Genomic DNA, 23,392 nt, shown 5'->3' on the forward strand with positions numbered 1-23,392 from the left:
GAGATGATCTGACGAATTAGTATACTTTCACTGCTGTATATTGTGCGCTATCAGTAGTCAGTGTTGTTTTTTTGCCGCCTTGTTTCATGCTAGCATCAACCGTTGTATCGACAGTCACCCATTTGCCATTCAGGAATACTTCGTTCCATGCGTGGTATTCTTTAACGCGTGTTGTTGTACCCATCACCAGTTTGGCAGGGATACCAACGCTACGCAGCATAGCTGCATTCAGCGAAGCGTAGTCGTAGCAGATGCCTTTACCAGAAGCGAGTGTTTCTTCTGGGCTTGGGATATACACAGCAGGCAGTGCGTTTGCAAAAGCATAATTGTATTTCACGTTAGAAGTGATGTAATCGTAGATCGCTTGTGCTTTTTGTGTATCTGTTGTGGCGTTAGCAGTCAGTTGTTGTGCTTTGGAGATTACAGCAGCGCTGTTTTTCCAGTTCACGTTTTGTGTGGAAGCAAGGTAGACGGAATTTTGATCGTCCATATCCAGTTGCAACGAATCTGTTCCAACTTTCTTATAGTTGTTACCCGAAGTATTTTCCAGTAAGGTTACTTCGTATGTGCCGTTGCCCAGTTGCAGTGGGAACGAGGCAGCGCTAACTGTGTTGAGATCGTAAGTGTAGGTAGTGTCATTTTTGCTGATCATGACTTTGGTACGAGCGGTGTTATCCGGTGTATAGTTGACAGCGATATAACCGCTGTTTACGTTCGAAGTATCGAGCCAGTTGGAATCTGTAGTGGCAGCGAAGGTGGATGCAGGTGCAACAGCCAGTAGAGTAGTGACTGCTGTAAGGACAGTGAGGGCGAATTTTTTCATGGGTAAAACTCCTTTCGGTAGCTGGCTGCCAACCCGTTCTCTGATCGGGTAAGGCCCTTTAGCTTTGCGTCACTATCTTTCGATAGTTTTGCCATTATCGTCTAAGTTTTATAATAATTGGTAATTATAAAATACAAAAAAAGCCATTTCATTCGGTAACTGGCTGCCAACCCCTGTGAACAAATGGGTAAGGCCCTTTAGTTTTGCGTCCCTGCTTTTCAACAGGTTTGCCCTTATCGTGCCAAAGCTTAAAACATACGCGACAAGTTATTTAGTTAGAAAAATGTGTAAACAACTGAGGTATCAGTAAAGTTACTGGATTACCATAATTAGATAATAGCACGCCCTATATTTTTCGCAATGCTAAAACGGTAAAGTACGCGAAATGAATAAATACAGGGCGGGTAAATGTGTCTAACTCTGTAAATCGGTTCGATGAGCGTGGACGATCAGACGGTGAGTCGGGTTGATCAGTGGGTCGCAGGTCACAAGAGTCAGCTCTTGTTCCTTACCGTTACTGTTCAATACCGCTACATCCGTTGGTTCGACAATCTGAATGTTATCGACGGTGTAGTGATACGTCTTGCCTTTCGCTTCGATCTGGATAGTATCGCCGTTCTTCACTTCATTTAAGCGATTGAACAGACGACCATATTTATGCGCACGATGCGCGGCAACGGCGAAATTGCCGATTTCTCCAAGTTGATTCGTTTCTGAAATGTGAACAGCCGCACTGCGCATATTGTCGCGGGTGGCGCCTTCGATAACAGGTAGCTTTACATCGATAACCGGAATCGTGATAATTCCGATAATATCACCCTCTGATGCTACTGGCAGGGGGTCATTACTACTATTATCGGCAGATGACCCTTCATTTAGTAGAGCATTTACATAAGAATATTCTTTTTTTAATTTGCCGTCGTTGGAGCTTGCTGTTTCGCTTTGTTCTGCCGCTGTCAGCAGACGTTCTTGCTGCCAATCGGCATACCATTCACTAGCTTTGGGATAGAGAAGCACGGCAATGCCGAGAAGGATGAGTAGGTAAGACCATTTTTTCATTCGGAGTTCTCCGCCTTTCAAAGTAGCACTTTCGCTTGATTATTAACAAGTAACGGTTAGGTAAGACGTCCTTCTCTACTTATTATTAAAGCCATAGGAACGAAATGATTCAGAATTACTATAAATAATTTGAATTATTTTCCATAAAAAATAGTTTCAAGGAGTGATTGCCTATACAACGGAAATGGTAAACGAATACAACAGATAGCCAGACTAACAATTAGAGTATACCAGATGCCGAAATGGAATAACATCTGTGAAATAGGCCAAATAACCGTATGAAGAAAGAGAAGATTGATGCTATAATGAGTGAAAAAATATAACATTATATTGTTTGTGAGGAATAGCAGGTAAGAAGATGTGACAGCGCAAGCTATGAAGGTACAACAAGAAGGTAGATTCACAATGAAACGGGGGCTGAATGAAGATGTGGAAAGTATGGGCGGACCGTCATTCGTTATTTATTCGTTTGCTTGTGCCTTATTTACTGTTTATGGTGCTTGCCATATTACTAGGTTGGCTGCTGTACAGGCAAACGCTAGAACTCGTATCACGTGAATCTTCTTCCTCTAATATGCAGTTATTGCAGCAGGCTCAGGATACGATTGATCGGCGTCTCACGGAGATCGATACGATGTCCACTCAGATTGCTCGCGAGCCGAAGGTGATGGGATTTCAGCAGATTCGCGATCCATTCGCAGGCGCGAATACGTTTAAAGTAATTGATACGCAGCAGAGTCTATTCAATTATAATGTGTCCAACACTTTCGTATTTGATTATTACTTGTTTTTTCGTCATAGCGAGTTGGCGTTGTCTTCGGAGACGACGTATCAGTTACCACGATTTTATGATCAGCTGCTGAGTTATACGGGGCTTCCGTATGCAGATTGGAAACAGGTGCTATTTACGCAGTACCATATGCATGAATTTATGCCAGCGCGCGATGTGTTGTATCGTGGTAAGCCCACTCGTATGATCACCTATATGCAATCGTTAGGAACACCGGGGCAGATTCAGGGCGCTATCGCGATTATGATCAATGAGCAGCAGCTTGCCAAGCAGCTCGGTAAGCTGGATTTGTCAGATGGCGGGTATGCGGCAATTGTCGATGCCGACGGTCAGGTGATTAGTGCTGTTTCTGCTAAAGGCGCTATGAATACGACGGCTGTCATGCAGCAGGGAATCGCTGATATATGGCAGCAGCATGGAAATGGGGAACGACAAGGGGTGATTCATCCGTCTGCGGATAATGGGGATCGTATGATGACGTATACGGTATCGGCGTATAACGGCTGGACGTATCTGGTTGCTCAGCCGCCGCATATTGTGATGGGCAAAGTACTGTATATCAAAAAAGTAACGATTGCGGTCGTCTTTGCTTTTTTGTTGATCGGTGTATTGCTGGCGTATGTCTTTGCCCATCGTGCTAACCAGCCGCTCAAAAAAATCATTTCCACTATGCCTGTGGAGCAGGAAGGTATACAACAACCTACAGCAACCTATCGGCGAGTGGATGACGTGTATCATTCTGTACAGCATATGATGCTGCATATGGCAGATCGGAATACCGAGCTGCGTCGGGAATTGGAGCGACAGGCGCCCTTTTTGCGGGAGATGTTATTTGAGCGGCTGCTACGCGGTGATTTTCGTTCGCGTCAGGAGATGGACGAATGGCTGGAACGGTATCAGCTGAAGCTGGAAGCAGATCGATATACGGTATGTATTATTCAGTTCGGTCAGCGTGATCTGTCGGATGAACGACGACTGCATGAGCTGGAGCAACAGCGCGAGAGGATGAAGCATAGCTTACAGCAGACATATGGCGAGAATTGCTTTTATAGTGATCTGTCAGAAGATCGACTGGCTGTGCTGCTTACCGGATATATGGAAGCCAATGCTGGCTGGATACTGGAGGAACGATTGCAGCACTGGTACGAGCTGCTGTGTAAGGAGCATCCACAGGTGCATATGCAGGCATGTGCCGTAGGCGACATCTATGATTCGGTAATGGATATGCCGCGGGCGTATGATGAAGCTCGGCAGGTGCTCATGAGCGAACAGTACGGCGGAGTGGGAAATATCAGCTGGTACGGGTCGCAGGATCAGGAGCAGGTATCGTATTTGTTTGCTACGGAAACGGAAAATCGGCTTATTCATGTGACCCGGGCAGGGGAAATGGAAGAATTGCAGCGTATGCTGGAACAATTGGAGCAGGACAATTTCCATCGACGTCGGTTGCCACTCGCCATTCAGCAATTGCTGCTATATGAGCTGGTTGGCTGTCTGGTCAAAGTACAGCCGCAGGCATCGGATACAGAACGTCGAGACATCCAATCGTTGTTTCGTGATATTCATGCCTTAACGCATCCTTCTACCGTGTACCACCGGATTGCGGATCGGCTGCTGGCATTATGCAGCAGTGCCAATGAACGCAAGCGCAGTCGCAATGATATTTTGTTGGATGAAATGATGGAGTATGTACAGCAGCGATATGACGAGCCGGAGCTATGTTTGGATATGATTGCCGATGCTCAAGGCATCTCTAAGGTGTATGTGTCGCAATTTTTTAAGGAGCAAACGGGAATGAACTTCTCGGATTATTTGGAGCAGCAGCGGATGGCGCGCGCTCGACAATTGCTGGGGGAGACAAGCATATCGGTACGCGATATTGCGAAGCAAACGGGCTATCATTCGTCCAATACCTTTTGCCGAGCATTCAAACGGATACATGGATTAAGCGCGACGGCGTACCGCAGCAATCCATTTGCAGTAGATCAGAAGATTACACAGTCTGGCTAAATCGTACCCTGAATGGCGGTAGTGGCTTGATGAAGGGTTAAGATAGAAACGATGATAATACGAATGATGACTATACGAATGGTGAATGGACGATCAGTAGAAGATCAATAAAAGATCAGTATAAGAGATCAGCATAATAGGTCCTTATAAGATGTAGATATAGAACGTAGATATAAGACAAGCAGCCATTCCATCACAAAGCCTTATTTCGTCATGACCGATGAAATAAGGCTTTTGTTTTACTTGGGGCTTGGGGGAACCAATGCATTCACGCTACATCAAACATTACTCTTATACACAAAACAATCAGTCACCTACATAAATGTAATTTCAAAGGCAGCATAGTTAACGTATGAATAACGATATACCGCAGAATATAGCGGCATTCTTAATAGATGCACATAGAAATGGCAAATGTGTATGCGGCTTTCCTAACAGATGCACACGTCATGAGCAGCATACGATAGGCGTCTAGACATGAATCCACTATGCTGTGATCAAAGCTCACCTGCTATCAGGCAGAGAGACGACAGAAGGCTCATTCCAATGATGCAAGCTTCATTTACAGATCATTGGCAATGACTTTCGGAAAGGCGGTGCTACTATGCAATGGCAAAGGAGGGGAATGTATCGATGAATGCTTCGCAGGAATATTCCAACATCTCATCGTCCGCACATTCGCAAACCGAGGTGAAGGTAAGGCGCAAGGAACAGAAATGGCGCAAAGGCTTGCATCGCAGTTGGCAGCTGTATGTGCTGATGGCGTTGCCGCTACTGTATTTGATTATTTTCAAATATATACCGATGTACGGCGCGCAGATTGCCTTTCGCGATTATAACGTAGTCAAAGGCATCTGGGGCAGCGATTGGGTGGGGATGAAGCATTTTAGCCGCTTCTTCGGATCATACGATTTCTGGCGCATTATGAAGAATACGCTGCTGCTTAGCTTTTACAGCTTGCTCGCCAGTTTTCCGTTTCCGATTCTGCTGGCGCTCAGTCTGAACTATATTCGGCAGGGATTGTTTAAAAAGAGCGTGCAGATGGTCACGTATGCACCGCATTTTATCTCGGTTGTCGTTATGGTTGGGATCGTGAAGGAATTGCTTGACCCGCGTACCGGGATTATCAATCAACTGCTCGTCAGTATCGGGCTGCCAGCGATTAACTTTCTCAGCGAACCGTCCATGTTCAAGTCGATCTATGTCTGGTCAGATGTATGGCAGCATGTCGGCTTTAACTGCATTATCTTTATCGCGGCGCTGGCAAGTATCGATCCGGCGCAGCATGAAGCCGCCATTATGGATGGCGCGTCCAAGCTGAAGCGGATGCTGCATATTGATCTGCCGGGCATTATGCCGATTGCCATTATTATGCTAATTCTGAATATGGGGCATGTGCTGGATCTTGGTTTTGAAAAGGTATTATTGCTGCAAAATCCGCTCAATCTAACCGCATCCGAAATTATTGATACGTATGTGTACAAGGTTGGTCTAACATCGCAGGTCGCCAACTACTCCTATTCATCTGCGATCGGTTTGTTCAAATCGATTATTAATCTGATTCTGCTGATTACCGTCAACAAAATCGCCCAGAAAACCCGACAAGCCAGTCTCTGGTAAGCAGACGGATGGGAGAGGGGAATGGGGCAAGGAGGACATCGTATGGATACATTGCGTTACAAGGAATCATGGCAGGATCGCTTGTTTACAATTGCCAACTATACCTTTTTGGTGCTGCTGTTTATCGCGATTCTATATCCGCTTGTTTATGTAGTCAGCTCGTCGTTTAGCGACTCGCAGGCGGTCGTATCAGGCAAAGTATGGCTGTGGCCCGTCAATCCGACACTAGACGGATATATCGCGGTGCTGCAATACAAGCTGGTCGGTAGCGGATTTCTCAATTCGGTGCTGTATACGGTACTAGGTACAGCGATCAATATTGCGTTTACGATACTGGCGGCTTATCCGTTATCACGGCGCGACTTTTTTGGCAAAAATATATTTATGATTCTGTTTATGTTCACCACCATGTTCAGCGGTGGACTGATTCCGACCTATCTGCTTATTCGTGATTTAGGAATGCTCAATTCGATCTGGGCGATGATCTTGCCGGGGGCATTGTCGGTATGGAATGTGATCATTACGCGTACATATTTTCAAATGACCATTCCTGATGAATTGCTGGAAGCGGCACAGATGGACGGTTGTAGCGATTTCCGGTTTGTGTGGAACATGGTACTGCCGCTCTCCGGTCCGATTATCGCGGTCATTACGCTGTATTATGCAGCTGCCAACTGGAATCAGTATTTCAGCGCGCTGATTTATTTAAAGGATCAACAGCTCTATCCGCTGCAACTCGTGCTCAAGGATATTCTGATCAGCAATGAGGTCGATATGTCCAGCATGAGTGGTGATCCGGCAGATGCGGCGCGGCGCGAATCACTGCGCGTGTTACTCAAATATTCGTTGATCGTGATCACGTCGCTTCCGCTACTGGTCGTGTATCCATTTATTCAGAAGTACTTTGTCAAAGGTGTCATGATCGGCTCGCTCAAAGGCTGAATACAATTTTCCATTCAAAGGGGATATGGTGGATGAATGTAAAAAAGTTCTGGATACCGGTCGCATGGATGCTGGTATTGTCGATGGTATTGGGCGCTTGTAGCAGCTCCGGCAGCAGTAACGGACAGTTGGACAATGAAGTACAGGTATCCGCAGCAGGTGAGCTGCCGATCACGCAGGAAAAGACCACCATTCGCATCATGACAACCTCCAACTCGTATGTAGAGGATTTTGCGACCAATGATTTTACTAAATATCTGGAGGATCAGACGAATATTCATATCGAATGGGAGCTGGTTCCGGCGAGCTCAGCAGTGGAAAAGCTGAATGTAGTGCTTGCCAGCGGCGATCTGCCAGATGTCATTATGGGCATGAATGTATCCAATGAGCAGCAGGTGGCATATGGACAGCAGGGGACATTTATACCGCTGAATACGTTGATCGACAAATATGGAGTGAATACGAAGAAGATGTTCGAGGAGCGTCCGCTAATCAAGCAAAGCATCACATCGTCAGATGGCAATATCTACGCGATGCCGTCACCGAATGAATGTTACCAATGCTCCATGCGGCAGAAGATGTGGATCTATCAGCCGTGGCTCGACAAGCTGGGAATGAAAATGCCGACCACGACCGAAGAGTTTTATGAAGTATTGAAGGCGTTCAAAACAAAAGACCCGAACGGCAACGGCAAAGCCGACGAAATTCCGCTGTCTGGCGCACCCATCGCGCAAGGAGCAAACTCCGTCACCAGTGTGGAAAATTTCCTGATGAACGCATTCACCTATGCGCCATATACGCGTATCTATCTCAAGGATGGAAAAGCAGCGGTTCCGTACAATCAGGAAGGCTGGAAGGAAGGGCTGAAATATCTACACAAGCTGTACGAGGAAGGGCTAATCGATCCACAAGCATTGACGCAGGACTCCACGCAGCTACTGAAGCTGGGTGAAAACCCGGATGTGCCGATTCTGGGCGCATCGTCCGCTGCTAATATGAGCGCCATCACCCAATTGAGCGGCTCTAGCGGCAGATGGCTGGAATACAAGGCAGTGCCACCACTCAAAGGACCAGATGGCACGCAAGTCACTCCATTTGACCCGTATCAGGTAGGTGCTGGTGCGTACGTGATTACCAGCGCTAGCAAAAATCCAGATGCCGCCTTCCGTCTCGCCGATCTGCTGTACAGCGAAGAGATGACACTGCGCTCCAACTACGGTGTGAAGGATCGCGATTGGAAATATGTCAAAGATGGCGAATTGGGGCTGAACGGCAAGCCAGCTCTTTTCAAAGAGTTAATCAAATTCGGCGTGACCCAGAATGCACACTGGGCGCAAATGGGTCCAAGTTTCCGCACCAACGATCTGCGTCTTGGCGCTGCTGTGGATAAGGACAATCCGTTGGAGGAAATCCTGTATACGGAAACGAAAGACAAATATGAGCCATATAAACAGGAAACTGCCAGCATCATGCCACCGCTGTTCTTCTCAGCGGATCAAACGTCCGAAATGGCGGATCTGTCTAAAACGCTCTGGGATTATGTGAACGAAATGAATGCCCGCTTCATTACAGGGGATCAGGATGTGGATGCCGGATGGGACACATACGTACAAACACTGGACAGCATGGGATTGCCACGTTATCTGGAGATTTACCAGCAGGTGTACGATGCGCGTGAGCAGAACAACTAATCGCGAAATGGGGACGAGCAGATGACACAGACCACTTCCGCCAGCGGATCGGTCAAACCGGAATGGCAATGGTTTACGGATAGTCGGTATGGGTTGTTTATTCATTTTGGACCGTATGCGCAAATAGGACGCGGCGAGCAGGTGCTGTTCCGCGAGCATCTGGATCAGCAGGAATATGCTGAACTGGCGTGTGCATGGAATCCAGAGCAGTTCGACGCTGTGTTGTGGGCGCGCATAGCTAAGCAGGCGGGCATGAAATACGTCTGTCTGACGACTCGGCATCATGACGGATTTTGTTTGTGGGATTCGCAGTATACAGATTACTCGACCGCTGCGCAACGCTGCGGTCGGGATCTGGTGATGGAGTTTGTGGAGGCATTTCGGGCGGAAGGGCTGCGGGTTGGTCTGTACTATTCATGGATGGACTGGCGCATACCGGCGTTCTTCGACGGACCGGACAAGGACCCGCAGGGCTGGGCAGATATGAAGACATATATGCACAATCAGGTGGAGGAATTGTTGACCCAGTACGGACGGATTGACCACTTTTTCTTCGACGGAGTTTGGCCGCGGACAGCGGAAGAACTAGGTAGTGTGGAGCTGGTAAACAAGATGAAGCAGCTACAGCCGCATATTCTGGTCAACAATCGCCTTGGACCGTCCGAAGGTACGAAAACGTATGCTGACGGTGGAGCAGGCGCGGGCGATTCGGACGTGCTAGGCGACTTTGGTACACCGGAGCATCAGATTGTCGCCGATCCCAATCGGTTGTGGGAATCGAATCAGGTGACAACATGGCGGCTGTGGGGTTATACAAAGGGCGAACGCTGGCGTCCAGCGGATGTGCTGCTGGATCTGCTGTGTGAATGTGCGGAGAAGGGTGGCAATCGCGGCGGGAATCTGCTGCTGAATGTTGGTCCACAGCCGGATGGACAGCTACCGCCGGAGTTTGTAGAGCGGGCGCTGGAGATTGGCAAATGGTTGGGTGTGCATGGGGAAGCGATCTATGGCTCGGACGGCGGCAATGTGACGGAGTTTATTTCACGGGGACGGCAGACGACGAGTGGTGAGAATCTATATCTGATTATTCGCTTCTGGGACGGAGAGCCTGTGCTGCGACTGGCGGATCTGGTGACGCCAGTGAAGCGTGTGACGCTGCTGACGACAGGGCAGGAATTGGAGTTTGAGCAGCAGGAGGATGTGCTGTGGATCAAGGGACTGCCGAAGGAGAGTCCGAGTCGGTTGTTCCCGGTGATTCGGCTGGAATGTGACGGCGTACCGGAAGGGAATGTGTGGGGCAAGCAGCGATTGTGGGAAGGCGATCCGATAAGGATTGCGGATTGGGCAAGGTCGCGCGGGACGTCGGTGTATGTGGATGGGAAAGGGAGAGTTTGAATTAAATTACGTAAATACATCATTTTTATTGGTTGATAATCTAAAAAGTATTCAAAAACAGTTTCTGTTGATGTATACTGTGGTTAGAAATAAACAAGAAGCCGTGCTAGTAACACGACTCCTTGGTACAATCACTGCGTAAAGAGCAGTCGGCTTTTATTTAGGATAGACGAATAGACCGTATCCCTGGACCGGGCGGTCTATTTCTTTTTCATGTAGGTAAGAAGCGCCAGAATGAACATGCCGAATAACAGCATCAAACTGAGAGTGTCTTTGACCTCCATGGGCTTCACCTCCCTTCATGGGGAGATTAGCCGACCGCCCTTGTCGCCGTAAATTGTACTCTGGTAGTATAGCATGAAATGAATAAAAATAGCGCAAAAAAGTTTTGTTGGTATAATTTCAACATGAACATGTTCATGAACAAACGGATCAGATCATTGCCAGTATAGTTGGCAACGGTCTGATCCGTTTTTTTTAAGACATCCGGTTTAGGCTTCATTGCCGCTCAACAATTGATCCACCAATCGACGCAATATATTCAGACTATGTTCCAACTGCTCCATCGTCGCATACGCATACGACAGGCGAATATGATGGGCAGCCTGACGGTCGTAGATATAGCCGGGATTGATCAGAATGCCTTCTTTGAGCGAAAGGTGGAACAAGCGATGCACGGATACATGTGCAGGTAGTTCCAGCCAGATATAAAATCCACCAGATGGCACGCTCCATTGTGCCACATCTCCAAAATAACGATCCAGCAACGACAACAGTTGCGTACGTCGTTTGCGCAACTCACTACGCAACCAATCACAATGCCGCTGATGATGACCGTCGGCAAACCAGCGGGTAGCGACATATTGGGAAAAGCCGCTGGAACCGTAATCGGTTTGCATTTTAATATCTGCGAGCCGCTGAATGACTGGCTCAGCAGCGATGATCCAGCCAACGCGGATGCCGGGGGTCATCATTTTGGACAGGCTGCCGAGGTAGAGAATATTGCCATCGGTGTCTTTTGCCTTGAGCGGTGGGGGTGATGGTTCGTCCAGCCATAGCTCGCGGTACACATCGTCTTCGATCAGTGGCAGTGACTGGCTACGGCACAGTTCTAGCAGCTCGTTGCGACGGGACGGCGACATCACGATGCCAGTTGGATTATGAAACGTAGGGATGGTGTACAGTAGCCCTGGGTGGTGCAGGGCAATCTGCTGCTGAAGGGACGTTGACTGAATACCCTGATGATCCATGTCCACGCCATGTACACTGATGCCTGCCGACTGAAAGACGCGTACAGACTGGATATACGATGGGGCTTCCGCCAGAATCGACGATGGACGTGCCAGTAAACCGACCGCAATGAGCTGCAAGGCTTGCAACGCGCCGGATACGATTAGCACTGATTCTGGACTACAAGCAATGCCCATTTCGGCGGCATAAACAGCGATTTGCTGACGCAGCGCCAGACTTCCTTTAGGCTCCTCATAACCGAGAAACAGTTGATCATCGGCATGGCTCAGAATGTGCTTGATGGCTGCCATAGGCAGCAGCTCCGGTCCCGGTTCGCCTGTACCAGTGCGAATGATGTCCGTCCGATATTCGGCCTCATTGATCTGGCGAATGGCTGGTAAATTGGGCTGATGAGCGCCAGCTTCCACATAGCTACTCCAATCAATGGCACTCGCAGCAAGTATATTCCACGTATTGTTGACGACACGCGTACCGCCGCCTTTGTTACCAGCGATAATGCGGTAGGATGCCAGTTCGTCGAGCGCTTGAGTGACGGTACTGCGGTTCACGCCAAACTGCTCTGCCAGCTTGCGCTGAGAAGGAAGTCGTGTGCCAACGGGCCATTCGCCGTTACTGATTTTATTGCGCAATTGCTGCTCAATCTGGCGGTGAACGGGCAGCGAATGTTCACGGTCTGGTTTCCATGGTTGCTGCGGTTGTGGTGAAGACATGATCATTTCCTCCGTAACTGAAGCTGATTTGGATTCATTATAGCAAAAGGAACAGATGAGCATAGCGATGGAATAGAAGAAGCGCATGAGTTATTGCTATTGGTTGGAAAAATACGCTATGTATAGCGAACTGCATGTACTGTGTGCGTGTCTTTTGTGTTGGTAGTGATCGTCATGCCATGTCTTTGGCTGGTATACACAAAATGAATTTGGCTGTTTGCAGTGCTTGTACTCCTTGCTACACTTGGATGTGTGTACAAGGGGGAGAATAATATGGCTGGTGTAATGATATATGCATTTATTTTGGCGCTAGGACTGATTTTGCCGCTTGGGGTGCAGAATGTGTTTATTTTTCAGCAAGGGATGGTGCAGCGTAGATTGTGGAGTGTACTGCCCGTCGTGATCACTGCTGGATTGTGTGATACGCTGCTGATCGGTTTGGCAGTGGGCGGCGTATCTGTGCTGGTATTGGGGCTGCCGGGAGTGAAGCTAGTGCTGATGAGTGCAGGGGTGCTATTTCTCATCTATATGGGCGGGGTGACATGGAAAAGCGCATCGACTGTGCAGCATCATAGAGATAGTGATTCAATAGCGGCTCTCACATCGTTGACAGCACGCAAGCAGGTGATGTTTGCGCTGTCTGTTTCGCTGCTCAATCCACATGCTTTGCTGGATACGATTGGGGTTATTGGCACGAGTTCGTTGCAGTATGAGCATGGAGCAAAATGGGTATTTGCGTTGACGTGTGTCGGCGTATCGTGGCTGTGGTTCTTTGTACTGGCGATTGCGGGTATGACAGTGGGCAGGCTGGATGAGGATGGACGCTGGTTTCGCATATTGAATCGCTGCTCGGCACTGCTGATCTGGGGCATTGCGATGTATCTACTGTTTAATGTATGGCAGGAGATTCGGCTGATCATTTGATCAGACGATTAACATAAGAAAGAGGCAGAACGCTGCGAACATGTCAGCATTCTGCCTTTTTAGTTACGAGCATATTTTAATGAAAGGATACTTCGTTTCCCATCATCTACTGGAATGACTTTATCTCCGAAATCTATACCTTCGCCTTGAATCCTTTAATAAACTCCACCGCTTTACGAATATCCTGCTCTGGCTGGTTGCCGACCTCGCGTTCAATCGTCAGGTAACCGGTATAGCCGATGTCCTGTAATGCAGCAAAATATGCTTTGAAATCAACGCTTCCCTCACCCAGCGCCACTTCTTTGAATCCGACACTACCATCTTCAAAAGCGGCAATCTGTTCATGGCTCAGATCACCGTAAACGTCATGCGGATTCACTTCTGCCGTGCGCACGCCGTCTTTTACATGGGTATGCACGATATAGTCACGCAGCGTGTACACGCCCTGCACGGGATCATCGCCAGTGACCATTACCATATTGGCAGGATCGAAGTTGACGGCAACGCCTTTGTTATCCAATGAGTCGAGAAATTGCTTCAAGCGTGCTGCTGGTTCCGGTCCCGTTTCGATGGCAAAATAACCTTCCATGGATGATGCGAAGGAGGCGAGTTCATTGCACGCCCTTTGCATAATCGCATATTCGGGGTGACTTGTGTCCTCGGGAATGATGCCGATATGCGTTGTCACAATCGGCGTACCAAGCTCAAGGGCGAGTGTCATGATCTTTTTGGACTTTTCCACTTTCCACAGGTTGTCTTCCTCGCGGCGAAACCCGTGTCCGCCAAAGTCAGCGCATAACGCGGAAACCTCCAATCCCAACCCCTGTAAATATTCCTTGAGATCGCGGCGGCGGTCGATGCCTAGATTGTCCGGGTCCATCACGCCTTCAGTTGCCCAGATTTGTACACCATCTGCACCAACCTCCACCGATTTTAGCAAATTTTCGCGCAATTCCAGTTTAAACGCATCGGCGATGACACCGATTTTGCCCAGTTCCGTTGTCATATCGTCACACCCTTTTTAAAAAGTATGGGGAGCATATTGAAATAGATACCCAGTGAAGAATCATCTATATCGCTTCATTGGATCGTCGTATTTAGAACATAGTTTGATATAGCCAATGGTTAGTGATTAATCATGTTGCATTTCTCCATCCTGACCATCCTGACTAATGATTAAACGGCATCCCAGATGCGGCGCACATTGTCCAGCCCGATCTTCGCGCCGATCAGGCAATCTTCCATGCCTTCAAATTCGACGGATAGATAGCCATCATAGCCAGATGCTTTGACGATCCGCAGAATCTCCCACATATCCAGATCGCCTTGCCCGATAATGGCACCGCGCAAATACGTTCCACTGGTGCTGGTAAACCAGCCTGACCCCGGATTCCGATCCGCCGGACGCAGGTAAAAGTCCTTAATATGCACCATCGAGGCAAAAGGCAGATTTTTCTGCACAGCAGCGACCGGATTCTCGTCGGCGCAGACGAAATTGCCGACATCCAATGTAGTTTTGTAATTGTCGCGGTTGACCGCTTGGATTAAGGTTTGTACGCGGTCGGCGTGTTGGATTAGGTAGCCGTGGTTTTCAACGCTAGTGGTGATACCATGCGTAGCAGCGTGCTCGGCGATACGGCGGCAGGCATTAGCCAGCTTATCCAGATAGGTATTGAAATTGGCGATGGATACATCCGGCGACGAAGCGACATCGTGGCGCATCAGCTTCACACCAAGCTTAGCGGCAATATCTACCTCGCGGATGACACGCTGTATTTCCTGTTCGTACGCCTCATCGCTATCTGTCAGAAAATTGGCACCAATCGCATAATTGGACAGCTCTATACCACGCTGCTGGGCGCGCTCCACGATCTGTTCGATTAGTTCAGGATTGTCGGTCAGACTGTAGCTGAGTGGTACGATCTCAACATGTTCTGCACCATGCTCGGCGGCGTAGTCGATCACGTCCAGCACGGTCATGTCGCCGCTGGATAGTTTACCATGTAGACTGTACGTACTGAGTCCAAGCTTCACAGGATCACCTCCCGACCAAGCTTCGCCGATTCGTACACAGCAGTCAGCATACGCATCATATGCACGCCATCTTCCACTGGGCTAATCGGCTGGCTGCCGGTTTGAATACAGTGGATAAAGTGGCGGATTTCGTTATCAAATGCACCTTCAAAATGGAACCCAGCATGATCGGTTTGCGGTTGAATATTCAGCACGGTATTGTATTTTTCAGTCGTAATAGAGATTGCCGGATCAACTTCAAATCCGCCTTTGCTGCCGTACAGCTTGATCAGCCCTTCATTTTCGCGAGCATGTAGGCTAAAGCTAACATCGACCAGCAGAGAAGCGCCGTTTTTGAAACGAATCATGACGTTTGCCATATCTTCCACGTCGTTCTTAGTCGCGTCGTAATCGGCGGCTTTGTAGTGGGAGAGATGTTGGATATGAGCACGGTTGCCTAGCTCGTAATAGGTGTTGCCGCTAACGGATACTGGTTCAGGACGACCCATAAGATACCAGCATAGATCAATGACATGCACGCCAATGTCGATCAGCGGACCGCCGCCAGAGCGCTCAATGTCGCTAAACCAGCCACCCGGATTGCCGAAGCGACGGATATAGGAGGCTTTCGCATAATAAATATCCCCAAAATCGCCCTGTTCGCTAAAATGCTTGAGCATTTGCGCATTATTGTCATACCGACGGACAAAACCAACCATTAGCGTTTTGCCCGATTCGCGAACAGCGGCTTGAATCTGCTCTGCTTCTTCCACCGTGCGACAGAGCGGCTTTTCGACAAGCACATGCTTGCCCGCCTTTAACGCCGCGATGCTGATCTCCGCATGGGTATTATTCCATGTACAAATGCTAACGGCATCGATCTCGGGATCGGCAAGCAGCTCGTTATAATCACTGTACGCTTTGGCACCTTCGTATTTGGAAGCCACGGCGCGGGCGCGTTCTTCATTTTTGTCGCAAACGCCGAGAATGGTTACGTCTTCGTGGTTATGATATGGCTTCAAATGGTACTCCGAAATACTGCCTGTTCCGATCACGCCAATACCGATGGTTGTTTTCATAGAGATCGTCCTTTCCAGGTGGGGTGAGTATGTAGCTTATTTGCAACGATTATATAATCTCGGGGCTATAGGGGCATGAATGGAAATGCGGTTTGTTTGAACTATTGTGCTATTACATTTCAAAATACGGGTTTACATCATTTTCCATTCATGTTAATTTGGAAAAGTATCCCAAATGAGTGAAAAAGGAGAATGATTATGAAAATAGCTAAAATGATTGGAATTTCTGCACTTGCCGTATCTCTGTCCTTTGTTGCTACGTCTGCTTTTGCTGCTCCAACGAATCAAGTTACTTCATCACCATCTTCGCTCACTTCTGCGGCTTATCCAACGTCCAAACAGGCTACAGCCTATCGTTATGCTGCGATAGACGCTAATTTACCTTCTTCTGTGCCATATGTGGAGAATCTGCCTGATGGAGGCGTGTATCGAGGAACATTATCCATCGTTGGTAATCCGGTTCAAGTTGGCAGTCAGTGGCAAGCGACTTATCGGGGAACTGTTTACTTAAGTTATCCTAATTAAGGCTGAGTCATCATACTGATTTTGAATAGAATGAACAACATGCACCTTCCGACATGAATGCTGGCATATCGTATTGATACCGTCGCATTTACTCGGGGTGCATTTTTTGTGTGGAAAGAATATGGTTCGCCTATGGACGATATGCTTCTGCACAATTCTTACTAGCACATGAGAAAATCTTAGTTTGTAGGAAGCGAAAATAATGAACAAAACGTTTGGATTATGAATAGACTCCGATATAATAATAGGGACAGAAACAGAATCCATTTCAGTGCTAAGAATCAAAATCCACTGATAGGACCATTGCTGCTGCTATTATGCTACATGGATTGGTTGGACAGGATGTTAGGCTATACGTTTCGTAATGATAAAGTAGAGTACATATTTGAATAGTCGGAGGTGTATTCATGAATTGGCCAGTGGACTTGCAGGAGCCGATGAGTATGCCTGATCCTTCATTTCCGATTAAGGTGAATTTTTGTGGGTCGCGGGAGTATGGGCAGGTGATGTTTCCGTATCATTGGCATCGTCATATGGAGTTTTTGTATTTTGAAAGTGGGGAAGCGATGATCGAGTGCAATGCGGAGCCGGTACATGTACGGGCGGGTGATCTCATTGTGCTGAATGGAAATGATCTGCATCAGGGAACAAGCTTGTCGAATCAGCTGGTGTATTACGCCTTGATCGCGGATTTGCAATCGCTACAAAGCCCGTCGCAGGATGCGGTGGAGACGCGTTTCATTACACCGATGACGCAGAATCGGCTGCTCTTTCGCAGTCATATTCGCGGGGATGCCGAGCTACAGCGCTGTATGGAGGACATCATTGACGAGTTTCGCAATCGTCGGGTCGGGCATGAACTGTCGGTCAAATCGTATATGTATCGACTGCTGACGCTGCTTGTGCGCGGGTATGTGGCGGACATCTCCAACTGGAAGCATAACGAAAATCGGATGCGCAATTTGGAACGGTTTACGCCAATTTTGCAGCATATTGAGCAGTGTTATGCCGATGAGATGACGATTGAGCAGCTGGCGGGTATGGCGGGGCTAAGTCGGTTTCATTTTAGCCGGTTATTTCATGAATTGACGGGGCGTACGGTTACGGAATATATTAACCGAGTACGGATAAATCGGGCGGAATATTTGCTGATCAATACGGGGATGACGGTGTCGGAAGTGGCGATGGCGGCCGGATATAATGATATTTCGTATTTTAGTCGGACATTCAAAAAATACCGAGATGTGGCGCCATCAGAAATCCGAGAAATGCCGGTATAATGTCTAAGTAATGGCGCAGTCCATGCCAGTGTAAGCCGCTAGAAATGATAGCGGAGACGTTGCAAATGACGGGGGTACAATGAACAGAGATACGTCATGCAGCAGCGATTCAAAACGGCAAGCGATCGAGCATGTGTCATCATTTGAATAATTGTGCTGCTTTTTACAAGATGATATATAAGATTTGAAGGAGAGACAGAGGGCATATGTTAAATGTATTGATCTGGGCAGGCGTGATTCTGCTTGCTATAGCAGTGATCTTGAGCAGTTCGTGGTTTGGCGGAGGGTATATACGCAGCGAGGATGAGGCGGTCATCGAGGCACGGCAATTGCAAAAAAAGCAGCGTATGACATGGGCGCTGCGCTGCATCGGTTTGTCGGTGCTAGCATTCATGCTGGCGCTCATCGTTTACAATCTGCCACTATAAACTAGACAAAGCAAGCGTTGACAGAATCTGGGGACGCGGTTATGATGTTGACTATTCAGGTGCTGCAACAGCGGCATCACCATTACTTTTGAGGAAAAGGAGGACGCAGGAGATGATGTACAATACGTATTTGCCCGAGCAGCAATGGAATCAGCATCATGATGAACGTAGCCCGCAGCGAAATTTGCGCACGGTCGAACGTTCCTATTTTCCAAAAAGTATACTCGAACCGCTCACACACATACGTAAGTGTACAGACTCATCATCCTTACCGGACCTCCATATCGACCTGATCAGCAGATGGTAATTTACTCATTGGTCTGATGCTATGTACTATCGTGGCATGATCTGCATGTCATGTTGGCAACAATAGCAGCAGGCGAATAAGCAATATGGAGAATACAAGCCAAGCAGTGCATAGGCTCGTCGTAATCGCATGAACATGCAGCTCTTATCAGCTGATGGACATGGGAATACGCGCAGCACGCACATCGCCTAGCATACCCGGCCGTGGACTGAACAGTCTGCGGCCTTTTTGTGTTGTGACGGTGATAGCAAGTGAGGAAGAAGCAAGTAAGCTACATAGGGAGGAACAAGCATGTATCTAAAAATCAAATCCGTCGGTCCCCATGCTGGTATGATCTCGCATCTGCTAGCCAAAAATCCGTACAATCTGTACGACCGTCAGGAAAAAGGCGCGCGTGTACGTCTGCTTTATCCGGTATTTACAGAGCAGGAGCTGGAAGTGCTGTTATTCGCAACGCCCGATCCCATCGATCTGGTTAAGGGCAGTCCAGATAGCTATGACATTACGCAATATATTAACGACCGTGAGTTTGTTGTGAGTAGTTTGTTTTGCTCATATATTCGTCCGGCGCTCGGTACAGCGCTGAATGGCAAGCCAAAGGCAGAGTATGCGGAGTGGGTAGAGTATCGCTTCCCGCTGGACGTGAGTGTAGGGCCGGTAGCATCCAATTTGCCGGATGATGTATTGTCGTCACTGTTTACAGCACTGGGATACGAGGTGGAGCTAGAACGTGGAGAGAGTGAGTATTCCTTTCAGCTGAAAACGCGCAGTACGATTCGAGTGATTCATTTGCGCGGTGAAGGTACGATTCAGAACTTGCTACGGCAGCTGTTTATTTTGCTGCCCGTATTGGACGATTACAAGCATTACTATATTGGCGACGAGGAAGTGGAACGGCTACAACGATATGGCGAAGGCTGGTTGCCCAGTCACCCACAGCATCGCCTGATTGTGAAACGAGCTTTGCGTTTTATGCCGCTGATTCGTCAATACAGTGCATCGTTGCCGGAAGAAATGCAAGAACTGCTGGAATCATCGGAACAGGTCGCGAAAGACCAAGACGATCTCGCCACATCTGTCTATCCAGAGAATGTCGATACTCCCGATATGGCTGTATCGGATACTGCTTTAGCTGTAGATTCGGCAGCAACTGATACTAACCTAGCTTCAGAAGACGAAGCTGCTGTGGTGCATACCGTTCAAGCACCGCGTCTGAATGAACTGCGGTATCGGGCAGTCGTAGAGCAGGTTAGTCTATTGCCGCAGCGTCAGGTTATTGTCGATTTTGGTGCGGGAGAGGGCAAACTGTCTGAGCGACTAGCACGAATCGATGAAGTGAAGCAGGTGTGGGCGGTGGAGCCGTCTGCCTATGCAGGCGTGCGAGCATTGGAGCGATTTGCCGATGTGCAGGCTTCGGGCGCAAGTACAGTGCCGCAGCTGGCGACCGGATCGTTATTTTACCGAGATGATCGCTGGCATGGTGCGGATGTGATGATTCTGTGTGAGGTGATTGAGCATATCGACGAGCCGCGCTTGCCAATGGTGATGCGTACGCTGCTGGACGAATATCGTCCACAGACACTGATCATGACGACACCGAACCGTGAGTATAATGCAGTCTATGAAATGGAGCACGATGATATTCGCCATACGGATCACCGCTTTGAGTGGACACGTCAGCAATTTGCAGACTTTTGCCAGCAATGGAGTACGTACGGTGGCTACGACATTCATATACATGGGATTGGCGAATTATCCGTAGAATATGGTCAACCGACACAAATGGCGGTATTTCGCAAACAAGGAGGGAAGAACCAATGACCGGCTATCGGGATGAACATAACCAAGAGCTAGCGAATCAACAACAAGGCTACAAACCAGATCAGCGATTACAGCAAGAGTCGCTTCATACGATTACATTGCCAACCGGCGCGATCGTGCTACTGATGGGACCATCCGGCAGTGGCAAAACGACATGGCTGGAACAGCTGGTTGAGAATGGAACATTACTGTCCAGCGAAACGGTATCGTCGGACCGGTTCCGTCAGTTGGTCGGTGATACTGACCATATCGATTGGCGCCAGCATCCACGCGAGGAAGGTGATGTGCTGTATCAGCAGTATCGGTTAATCTCCGACCGTGCCTTTCGGGTGATGGAAGAAACCATTGCCGCACGCGCTCGACTTAATCTGCTGACATGGGTGGATGCGACGCATCTGCATCCTGAGGATCGAGCGGTATATAGCCAGATCGCACGCCGTAATCATGTGCCGATCATCGTAATCGCACTGGATGTGCCGGAAAAGGTATTGCTAGAGCGCGACCGTATGCGTCTGCATTCACGCGGACGACAGCGGATCAAGCAGCATGTTGGGGTATTTCGCCAAAATATCTACAAGCTGAAAAGCGAAGGCTTCGATGACGTGCATATTCTGAAGCCGCGTGATCTGGAACACGTACAGTTGGAGCGTATCGCTAACCCGCTGCTGCATCCGCTCGGACAGGGTGTGGATGTGATCGGTGATATTCACGGTTGTTACGAGGAAATGATGCAGCTGATTCACAAGCTCGGCTATGTCGCGGATGAGCAGGGGATTTACCGTCATTCGGACGGACGGATGCTCGTATCCGTTGGCGATGTGATGAGCCGTGGTCCACGCTCGCTGGAAACGATGCAGTTCTGGCATCGCCAGCTAACAGCAGGTCAAGCGCTGATGGTTGATAGCAACCACGGCTGGAAAGTAGTGCGTTATCTAGAAGGACGCAACGTACAGATGAACCATGGTGATGAGCAATTGGTTGCCGAATTGGAGCAATATGGAGCTACACATGGACAGGAAGCGTTACAAGCATTACAAGACGATCTCCGTACGATGCTGCTGGCAGCACCGTCCCATCTCGTATTCACGCATAACGGAGTACGCCGTCTGGTCGTGACCCATGCTGGGATTCGAGATCATTATATCGGCAAGCAGTCCAAGCGTATTTCCGATTACTGCCGATATGGCGAAACGGATGGACAAGATGATACCGGCAAGCCACAGCGTGCCGATTGGTTTGCCAACCATGAGTCTGGGGAATGGGTCGTATGGGGACATGATCCGCGCCTGCGTCCGACGATTGTGAATCGTACGGTCAATATTGATCAAGGCGCCGTATTTGGCGGGCAACTGACTGCGTATCGTTTTCCAGAGCAAAGCTTTGTTTCTGTAGACGCGCTGCATGATTATGCGCAGGATGCAGACAGTCCGTTGGAGCGTCAGCGTAAGCGCCGCTTTGCTGCGCCGAATCTGACACCGTTGATCAACGGGTATAGCGTGATGACCGACAGCTACGGAGAGATTGGCGTACGTAGTGAATATGTGAAAGCGGCGGTTGATACAGTTTCGCATTACACTGTACCGCTGGAAGAATTGGTGTATGTGCCACCAACGATGGCACCGCCAGCTGTCTCCGCGCTGGACGACTATCTTGAGCATCCAGCAGAAGCATTGGCATATTATCGTTCCCGCAATGTTGCGCGTATTGTTGCAGAGAAAAAGCATATGGGCAGCCGTGCGATTGTACTGCTGTTCCGCGATCAGCAAGCCGCCATTCCGTATATCGGACGTCCGCTTACTGGTCGGATCTATACGCGTACGGGGCGTGCCTTTTTCCAAGCGCAGCTTGAGCAGGAAGTATTGGAAAAGCTGCGCAGTGATTTGAAGCAGGCAGGATATTTTGAGCAATATGGGACAGACTTTGTGCTGCTAGATACCGAGATTGTGCCGTGGAACTTGAAGGCGCGCGAACTGATCTCATCGCAATATGCGCATGTGGCAGAAGCCGCTCTGCATGATCGTCATACCATTCTGGATACACTGCATACTGCGCAGCAACAGGGGCGCGATGTGACAGAGTGGATTGGAGAATGGACAGAGCGATTGGACAATGCACAGAGATTTGCACAGGCATTTCAGGCATATTGCTGGGATACTGACGGAATGGATGGCATTCAGATTGCGCCATTTCATATATTAGCACATAGCACAGGCTCGTTGATGGATCGGGAGCATGTATGGCATATGCAGCATGCGGAGCAGCTGGCGCAATCTTCCTCTATGCTCATAGCTACGGAATATCGCGTAGTGGAGCTGGACGACGAACAAGCCGAGCAGCAATTGATTCAATGGTGGAGCGACATGACAGAGCAAGGTCATGAAGGACTGGTTATCAAGCCAGAGTGTATGACAACGTATGACGGAGATCGTTTGGTTCAGCCAGCAATCAAGGTACGTGGACGGAAGTATTTGCATATCATTTATGGTATGGACTACTTACAGCCAAACAATCTGAAACGGTTAAAAGAGCGCAAAACACGTAAAAAGGAACGTCATGCGCTGATGGAATTTGCGCTTAGTCTGGAATCGGTGGAGCGCTTTGTCCGTCAGGAGCCGCTAGAGCGGATGCACGAATGTGTGCTGGCTGCACTGTCGCTGGAAGCTGATGCGGTCGATCCACGATTGTAATAGAAGAAAATAAATAGAACGAAAGTAGAGTGAACAA

At 48.6% G+C, this 23,392-nt stretch carries 18 protein-coding genes and 2 riboswitches; of the genes, 11 read left to right on the forward strand and 7 right to left on the reverse strand.

Annotated elements, in window-relative coordinates:
- Positions 1–16 precede the first annotated feature (16 nt).
- Together ABXR35_RS00375 and ABXR35_RS00380 are read right to left on the reverse strand one after the other, a co-directional pair.
- Entirely contained in the window at positions 17–823 is an 807-nt protein-coding gene (locus ABXR35_RS00375) for a transglutaminase-like domain-containing protein (RefSeq protein WP_367053890.1), read from the reverse strand.
- A 13-nt stretch (positions 824–836) separates the two neighbouring features.
- Positions 837–926: riboswitch (cyclic di-GMP riboswitch) on the reverse strand.
- A gap of 48 nt (positions 927–974) precedes the next feature.
- Positions 975–1,065: riboswitch (cyclic di-GMP riboswitch) on the reverse strand.
- Between the two features lie 172 nt (positions 1,066–1,237).
- Positions 1,238–1,882, reverse strand: a complete 645-nt coding sequence (locus ABXR35_RS00380) for a class D sortase (protein WP_367053893.1) — start codon at positions 1,880–1,882, stop codon at positions 1,238–1,240.
- 427 nt (positions 1,883–2,309) lie between these two features.
- Between ABXR35_RS00380 and ABXR35_RS00385 the strand changes: the two genes are divergently transcribed.
- The 5 genes from ABXR35_RS00385 to ABXR35_RS00405 all read left to right on the forward strand — a co-directional run bounded on the left by ABXR35_RS00385 (position 2,310) and on the right by ABXR35_RS00405 (position 10,330).
- Positions 2,310–4,682, forward strand: coding sequence for a helix-turn-helix domain-containing protein (locus tag ABXR35_RS00385; protein WP_367053896.1), 2,373 nt, complete (start codon positions 2,310–2,312; stop codon positions 4,680–4,682).
- A gap of 633 nt (positions 4,683–5,315) precedes the next feature.
- Positions 5,316–6,302 carry an ABC transporter permease gene (locus ABXR35_RS00390; protein WP_367053898.1) on the forward strand — a complete coding sequence of 329 codons (987 nt, stop codon included), beginning with the start codon at positions 5,316–5,318 and terminating at the stop codon, positions 6,300–6,302.
- A gap of 42 nt (positions 6,303–6,344) precedes the next feature.
- On the forward strand, positions 6,345–7,244 hold the full coding sequence (locus ABXR35_RS00395) for a carbohydrate ABC transporter permease (RefSeq protein ID WP_367053901.1): 900 nt from the start codon (positions 6,345–6,347) through the stop codon (positions 7,242–7,244).
- A 32-nt stretch (positions 7,245–7,276) separates the two neighbouring features.
- Positions 7,277–8,935, forward strand: a complete 1,659-nt coding sequence (locus ABXR35_RS00400) for an ABC transporter substrate-binding protein (RefSeq protein ID WP_367053903.1) — start codon at positions 7,277–7,279, stop codon at positions 8,933–8,935.
- 21 nt (positions 8,936–8,956) lie between these two features.
- Positions 8,957–10,330: an alpha-L-fucosidase gene (locus ABXR35_RS00405; protein ID WP_367053906.1), complete on the forward strand. Its 1,374-nt coding sequence runs from the start codon at positions 8,957–8,959 to the stop codon at positions 10,328–10,330.
- Positions 10,331–10,530: 200 nt separating this feature from the next.
- Here ABXR35_RS00405 and ABXR35_RS00410 read toward each other — a convergent pair whose 3' ends face one another.
- Together ABXR35_RS00410 and ABXR35_RS00415 are read right to left on the reverse strand one after the other, a co-directional pair.
- A complete protein-coding gene (locus ABXR35_RS00410; RefSeq protein WP_152663487.1) occupies positions 10,531–10,614 on the reverse strand; it encodes a putative holin-like toxin in 84 nt (27 codons plus the stop codon).
- A 207-nt stretch (positions 10,615–10,821) separates the two neighbouring features.
- Positions 10,822–12,291, reverse strand: a complete 1,470-nt coding sequence (locus tag ABXR35_RS00415; RefSeq protein ID WP_367053908.1) for an aminotransferase-like domain-containing protein — start codon at positions 12,289–12,291, stop codon at positions 10,822–10,824.
- 273 nt (positions 12,292–12,564) lie between these two features.
- Here ABXR35_RS00415 and ABXR35_RS00420 point away from each other — a divergent pair, with 273 nt between their 5' ends.
- Positions 12,565–13,215, forward strand: a complete 651-nt coding sequence (locus tag ABXR35_RS00420) for a LysE/ArgO family amino acid transporter (protein WP_367053911.1) — start codon at positions 12,565–12,567, stop codon at positions 13,213–13,215.
- A 133-nt stretch (positions 13,216–13,348) separates the two neighbouring features.
- On the opposite strand, the gene ABXR35_RS00425 is transcribed toward ABXR35_RS00420, so the two are convergent.
- From ABXR35_RS00425 to ABXR35_RS00435, 3 genes are all read right to left on the reverse strand, one after another.
- Entirely contained in the window at positions 13,349–14,221 is an 873-nt protein-coding gene (locus ABXR35_RS00425; RefSeq protein WP_367053913.1) for a sugar phosphate isomerase/epimerase family protein, read from the reverse strand.
- A 170-nt stretch (positions 14,222–14,391) separates the two neighbouring features.
- A complete protein-coding gene (locus ABXR35_RS00430) occupies positions 14,392–15,249 on the reverse strand; it encodes a sugar phosphate isomerase/epimerase family protein (protein ID WP_367053916.1) in 858 nt (285 codons plus the stop codon).
- Complete coding sequence (locus ABXR35_RS00435; RefSeq protein WP_367053919.1) at positions 15,246–16,307, reverse strand: Gfo/Idh/MocA family protein; 1,062 nt, start codon at positions 16,305–16,307, stop codon at positions 15,246–15,248. The genes ABXR35_RS00430 and ABXR35_RS00435 overlap by 4 nt, the downstream gene beginning before the upstream one ends.
- 198 nt (positions 16,308–16,505) lie before the next feature.
- On the opposite strand from ABXR35_RS00435, the gene ABXR35_RS00440 reads away from it, so the two are divergent.
- From ABXR35_RS00440 to ABXR35_RS00460, 5 genes are all read left to right on the forward strand, one after another.
- On the forward strand, positions 16,506–16,832 hold the full coding sequence (locus ABXR35_RS00440; protein WP_367053922.1) for a hypothetical protein: 327 nt from the start codon (positions 16,506–16,508) through the stop codon (positions 16,830–16,832).
- A gap of 407 nt (positions 16,833–17,239) precedes the next feature.
- Positions 17,240–18,112, forward strand: a complete 873-nt coding sequence (locus tag ABXR35_RS00445) for a helix-turn-helix transcriptional regulator (protein WP_367053925.1) — start codon at positions 17,240–17,242, stop codon at positions 18,110–18,112.
- A gap of 206 nt (positions 18,113–18,318) precedes the next feature.
- A complete protein-coding gene (locus ABXR35_RS00450) occupies positions 18,319–18,540 on the forward strand; it encodes a hypothetical protein (RefSeq protein ID WP_367053928.1) in 222 nt (73 codons plus the stop codon).
- 598 nt (positions 18,541–19,138) lie between these two features.
- Positions 19,139–20,668 carry a methyltransferase domain-containing protein gene (locus tag ABXR35_RS00455; RefSeq protein WP_367053931.1) on the forward strand — a complete coding sequence of 510 codons (1,530 nt, stop codon included), beginning with the start codon at positions 19,139–19,141 and terminating at the stop codon, positions 20,666–20,668.
- Positions 20,665–23,355 carry a polynucleotide kinase-phosphatase gene (locus tag ABXR35_RS00460; RefSeq protein ID WP_367053935.1) on the forward strand — a complete coding sequence of 897 codons (2,691 nt, stop codon included), beginning with the start codon at positions 20,665–20,667 and terminating at the stop codon, positions 23,353–23,355. Before ABXR35_RS00455 ends, ABXR35_RS00460 begins: the two co-directional genes overlap by 4 nt.
- Positions 23,356–23,392: the final 37 nt, after the last annotated feature.

Source organism: Paenibacillus sp. JQZ6Y-1, from assembly GCF_040719145.1.
Taxonomy (GTDB): Bacteria; Bacillota; Bacilli; order Paenibacillales; family Paenibacillaceae; genus Saccharibacillus; species Saccharibacillus kandeliae.

What these genes read in the sequence shown, in the direction of transcription:
- ABXR35_RS00405 (WP_367053906.1), top strand. Translation starts at nt 8,957, where the DNA reads ATGACACAGACCACTTCCGCCAGCGGATCGGTCAAACCGGAATGGCAA.
- ABXR35_RS00410 (WP_152663487.1), bottom strand. Translation starts at nt 10,614, where the DNA reads ATGGAGGTCAAAGACACTCTCAGTTTGATGCTGTTATTCGGCATGTTC.
- ABXR35_RS00385 (WP_367053896.1), top strand. Translation starts at nt 2,310, where the DNA reads ATGTGGAAAGTATGGGCGGACCGTCATTCGTTATTTATTCGTTTGCTT.
- ABXR35_RS00455 (WP_367053931.1), top strand. Translation starts at nt 19,139, where the DNA reads ATGTATCTAAAAATCAAATCCGTCGGTCCCCATGCTGGTATGATCTCG.
- ABXR35_RS00460 (WP_367053935.1), top strand. Translation starts at nt 20,665, where the DNA reads ATGACCGGCTATCGGGATGAACATAACCAAGAGCTAGCGAATCAACAA.
- ABXR35_RS00380 (WP_367053893.1), bottom strand. Translation starts at nt 1,882, where the DNA reads ATGAAAAAATGGTCTTACCTACTCATCCTTCTCGGCATTGCCGTGCTT.
- ABXR35_RS00445 (WP_367053925.1), top strand. Translation starts at nt 17,240, where the DNA reads ATGAATTGGCCAGTGGACTTGCAGGAGCCGATGAGTATGCCTGATCCT.
- ABXR35_RS00390 (WP_367053898.1), top strand. Translation starts at nt 5,316, where the DNA reads ATGAATGCTTCGCAGGAATATTCCAACATCTCATCGTCCGCACATTCG.
- ABXR35_RS00435 (WP_367053919.1), bottom strand. Translation starts at nt 16,307, where the DNA reads ATGAAAACAACCATCGGTATTGGCGTGATCGGAACAGGCAGTATTTCG.
- ABXR35_RS00440 (WP_367053922.1), top strand. Translation starts at nt 16,506, where the DNA reads ATGAAAATAGCTAAAATGATTGGAATTTCTGCACTTGCCGTATCTCTG.
- ABXR35_RS00375 (WP_367053890.1), bottom strand. Translation starts at nt 823, where the DNA reads ATGAAAAAATTCGCCCTCACTGTCCTTACAGCAGTCACTACTCTACTG.
- ABXR35_RS00400 (WP_367053903.1), top strand. Translation starts at nt 7,277, where the DNA reads ATGAATGTAAAAAAGTTCTGGATACCGGTCGCATGGATGCTGGTATTG.
- ABXR35_RS00420 (WP_367053911.1), top strand. Translation starts at nt 12,565, where the DNA reads ATGGCTGGTGTAATGATATATGCATTTATTTTGGCGCTAGGACTGATT.
- ABXR35_RS00450 (WP_367053928.1), top strand. Translation starts at nt 18,319, where the DNA reads ATGTTAAATGTATTGATCTGGGCAGGCGTGATTCTGCTTGCTATAGCA.
- ABXR35_RS00395 (WP_367053901.1), top strand. Translation starts at nt 6,345, where the DNA reads ATGGATACATTGCGTTACAAGGAATCATGGCAGGATCGCTTGTTTACA.
- ABXR35_RS00425 (WP_367053913.1), bottom strand. Translation starts at nt 14,221, where the DNA reads ATGACAACGGAACTGGGCAAAATCGGTGTCATCGCCGATGCGTTTAAA.
- ABXR35_RS00415 (WP_367053908.1), bottom strand. Translation starts at nt 12,291, where the DNA reads ATGTCTTCACCACAACCGCAGCAACCATGGAAACCAGACCGTGAACAT.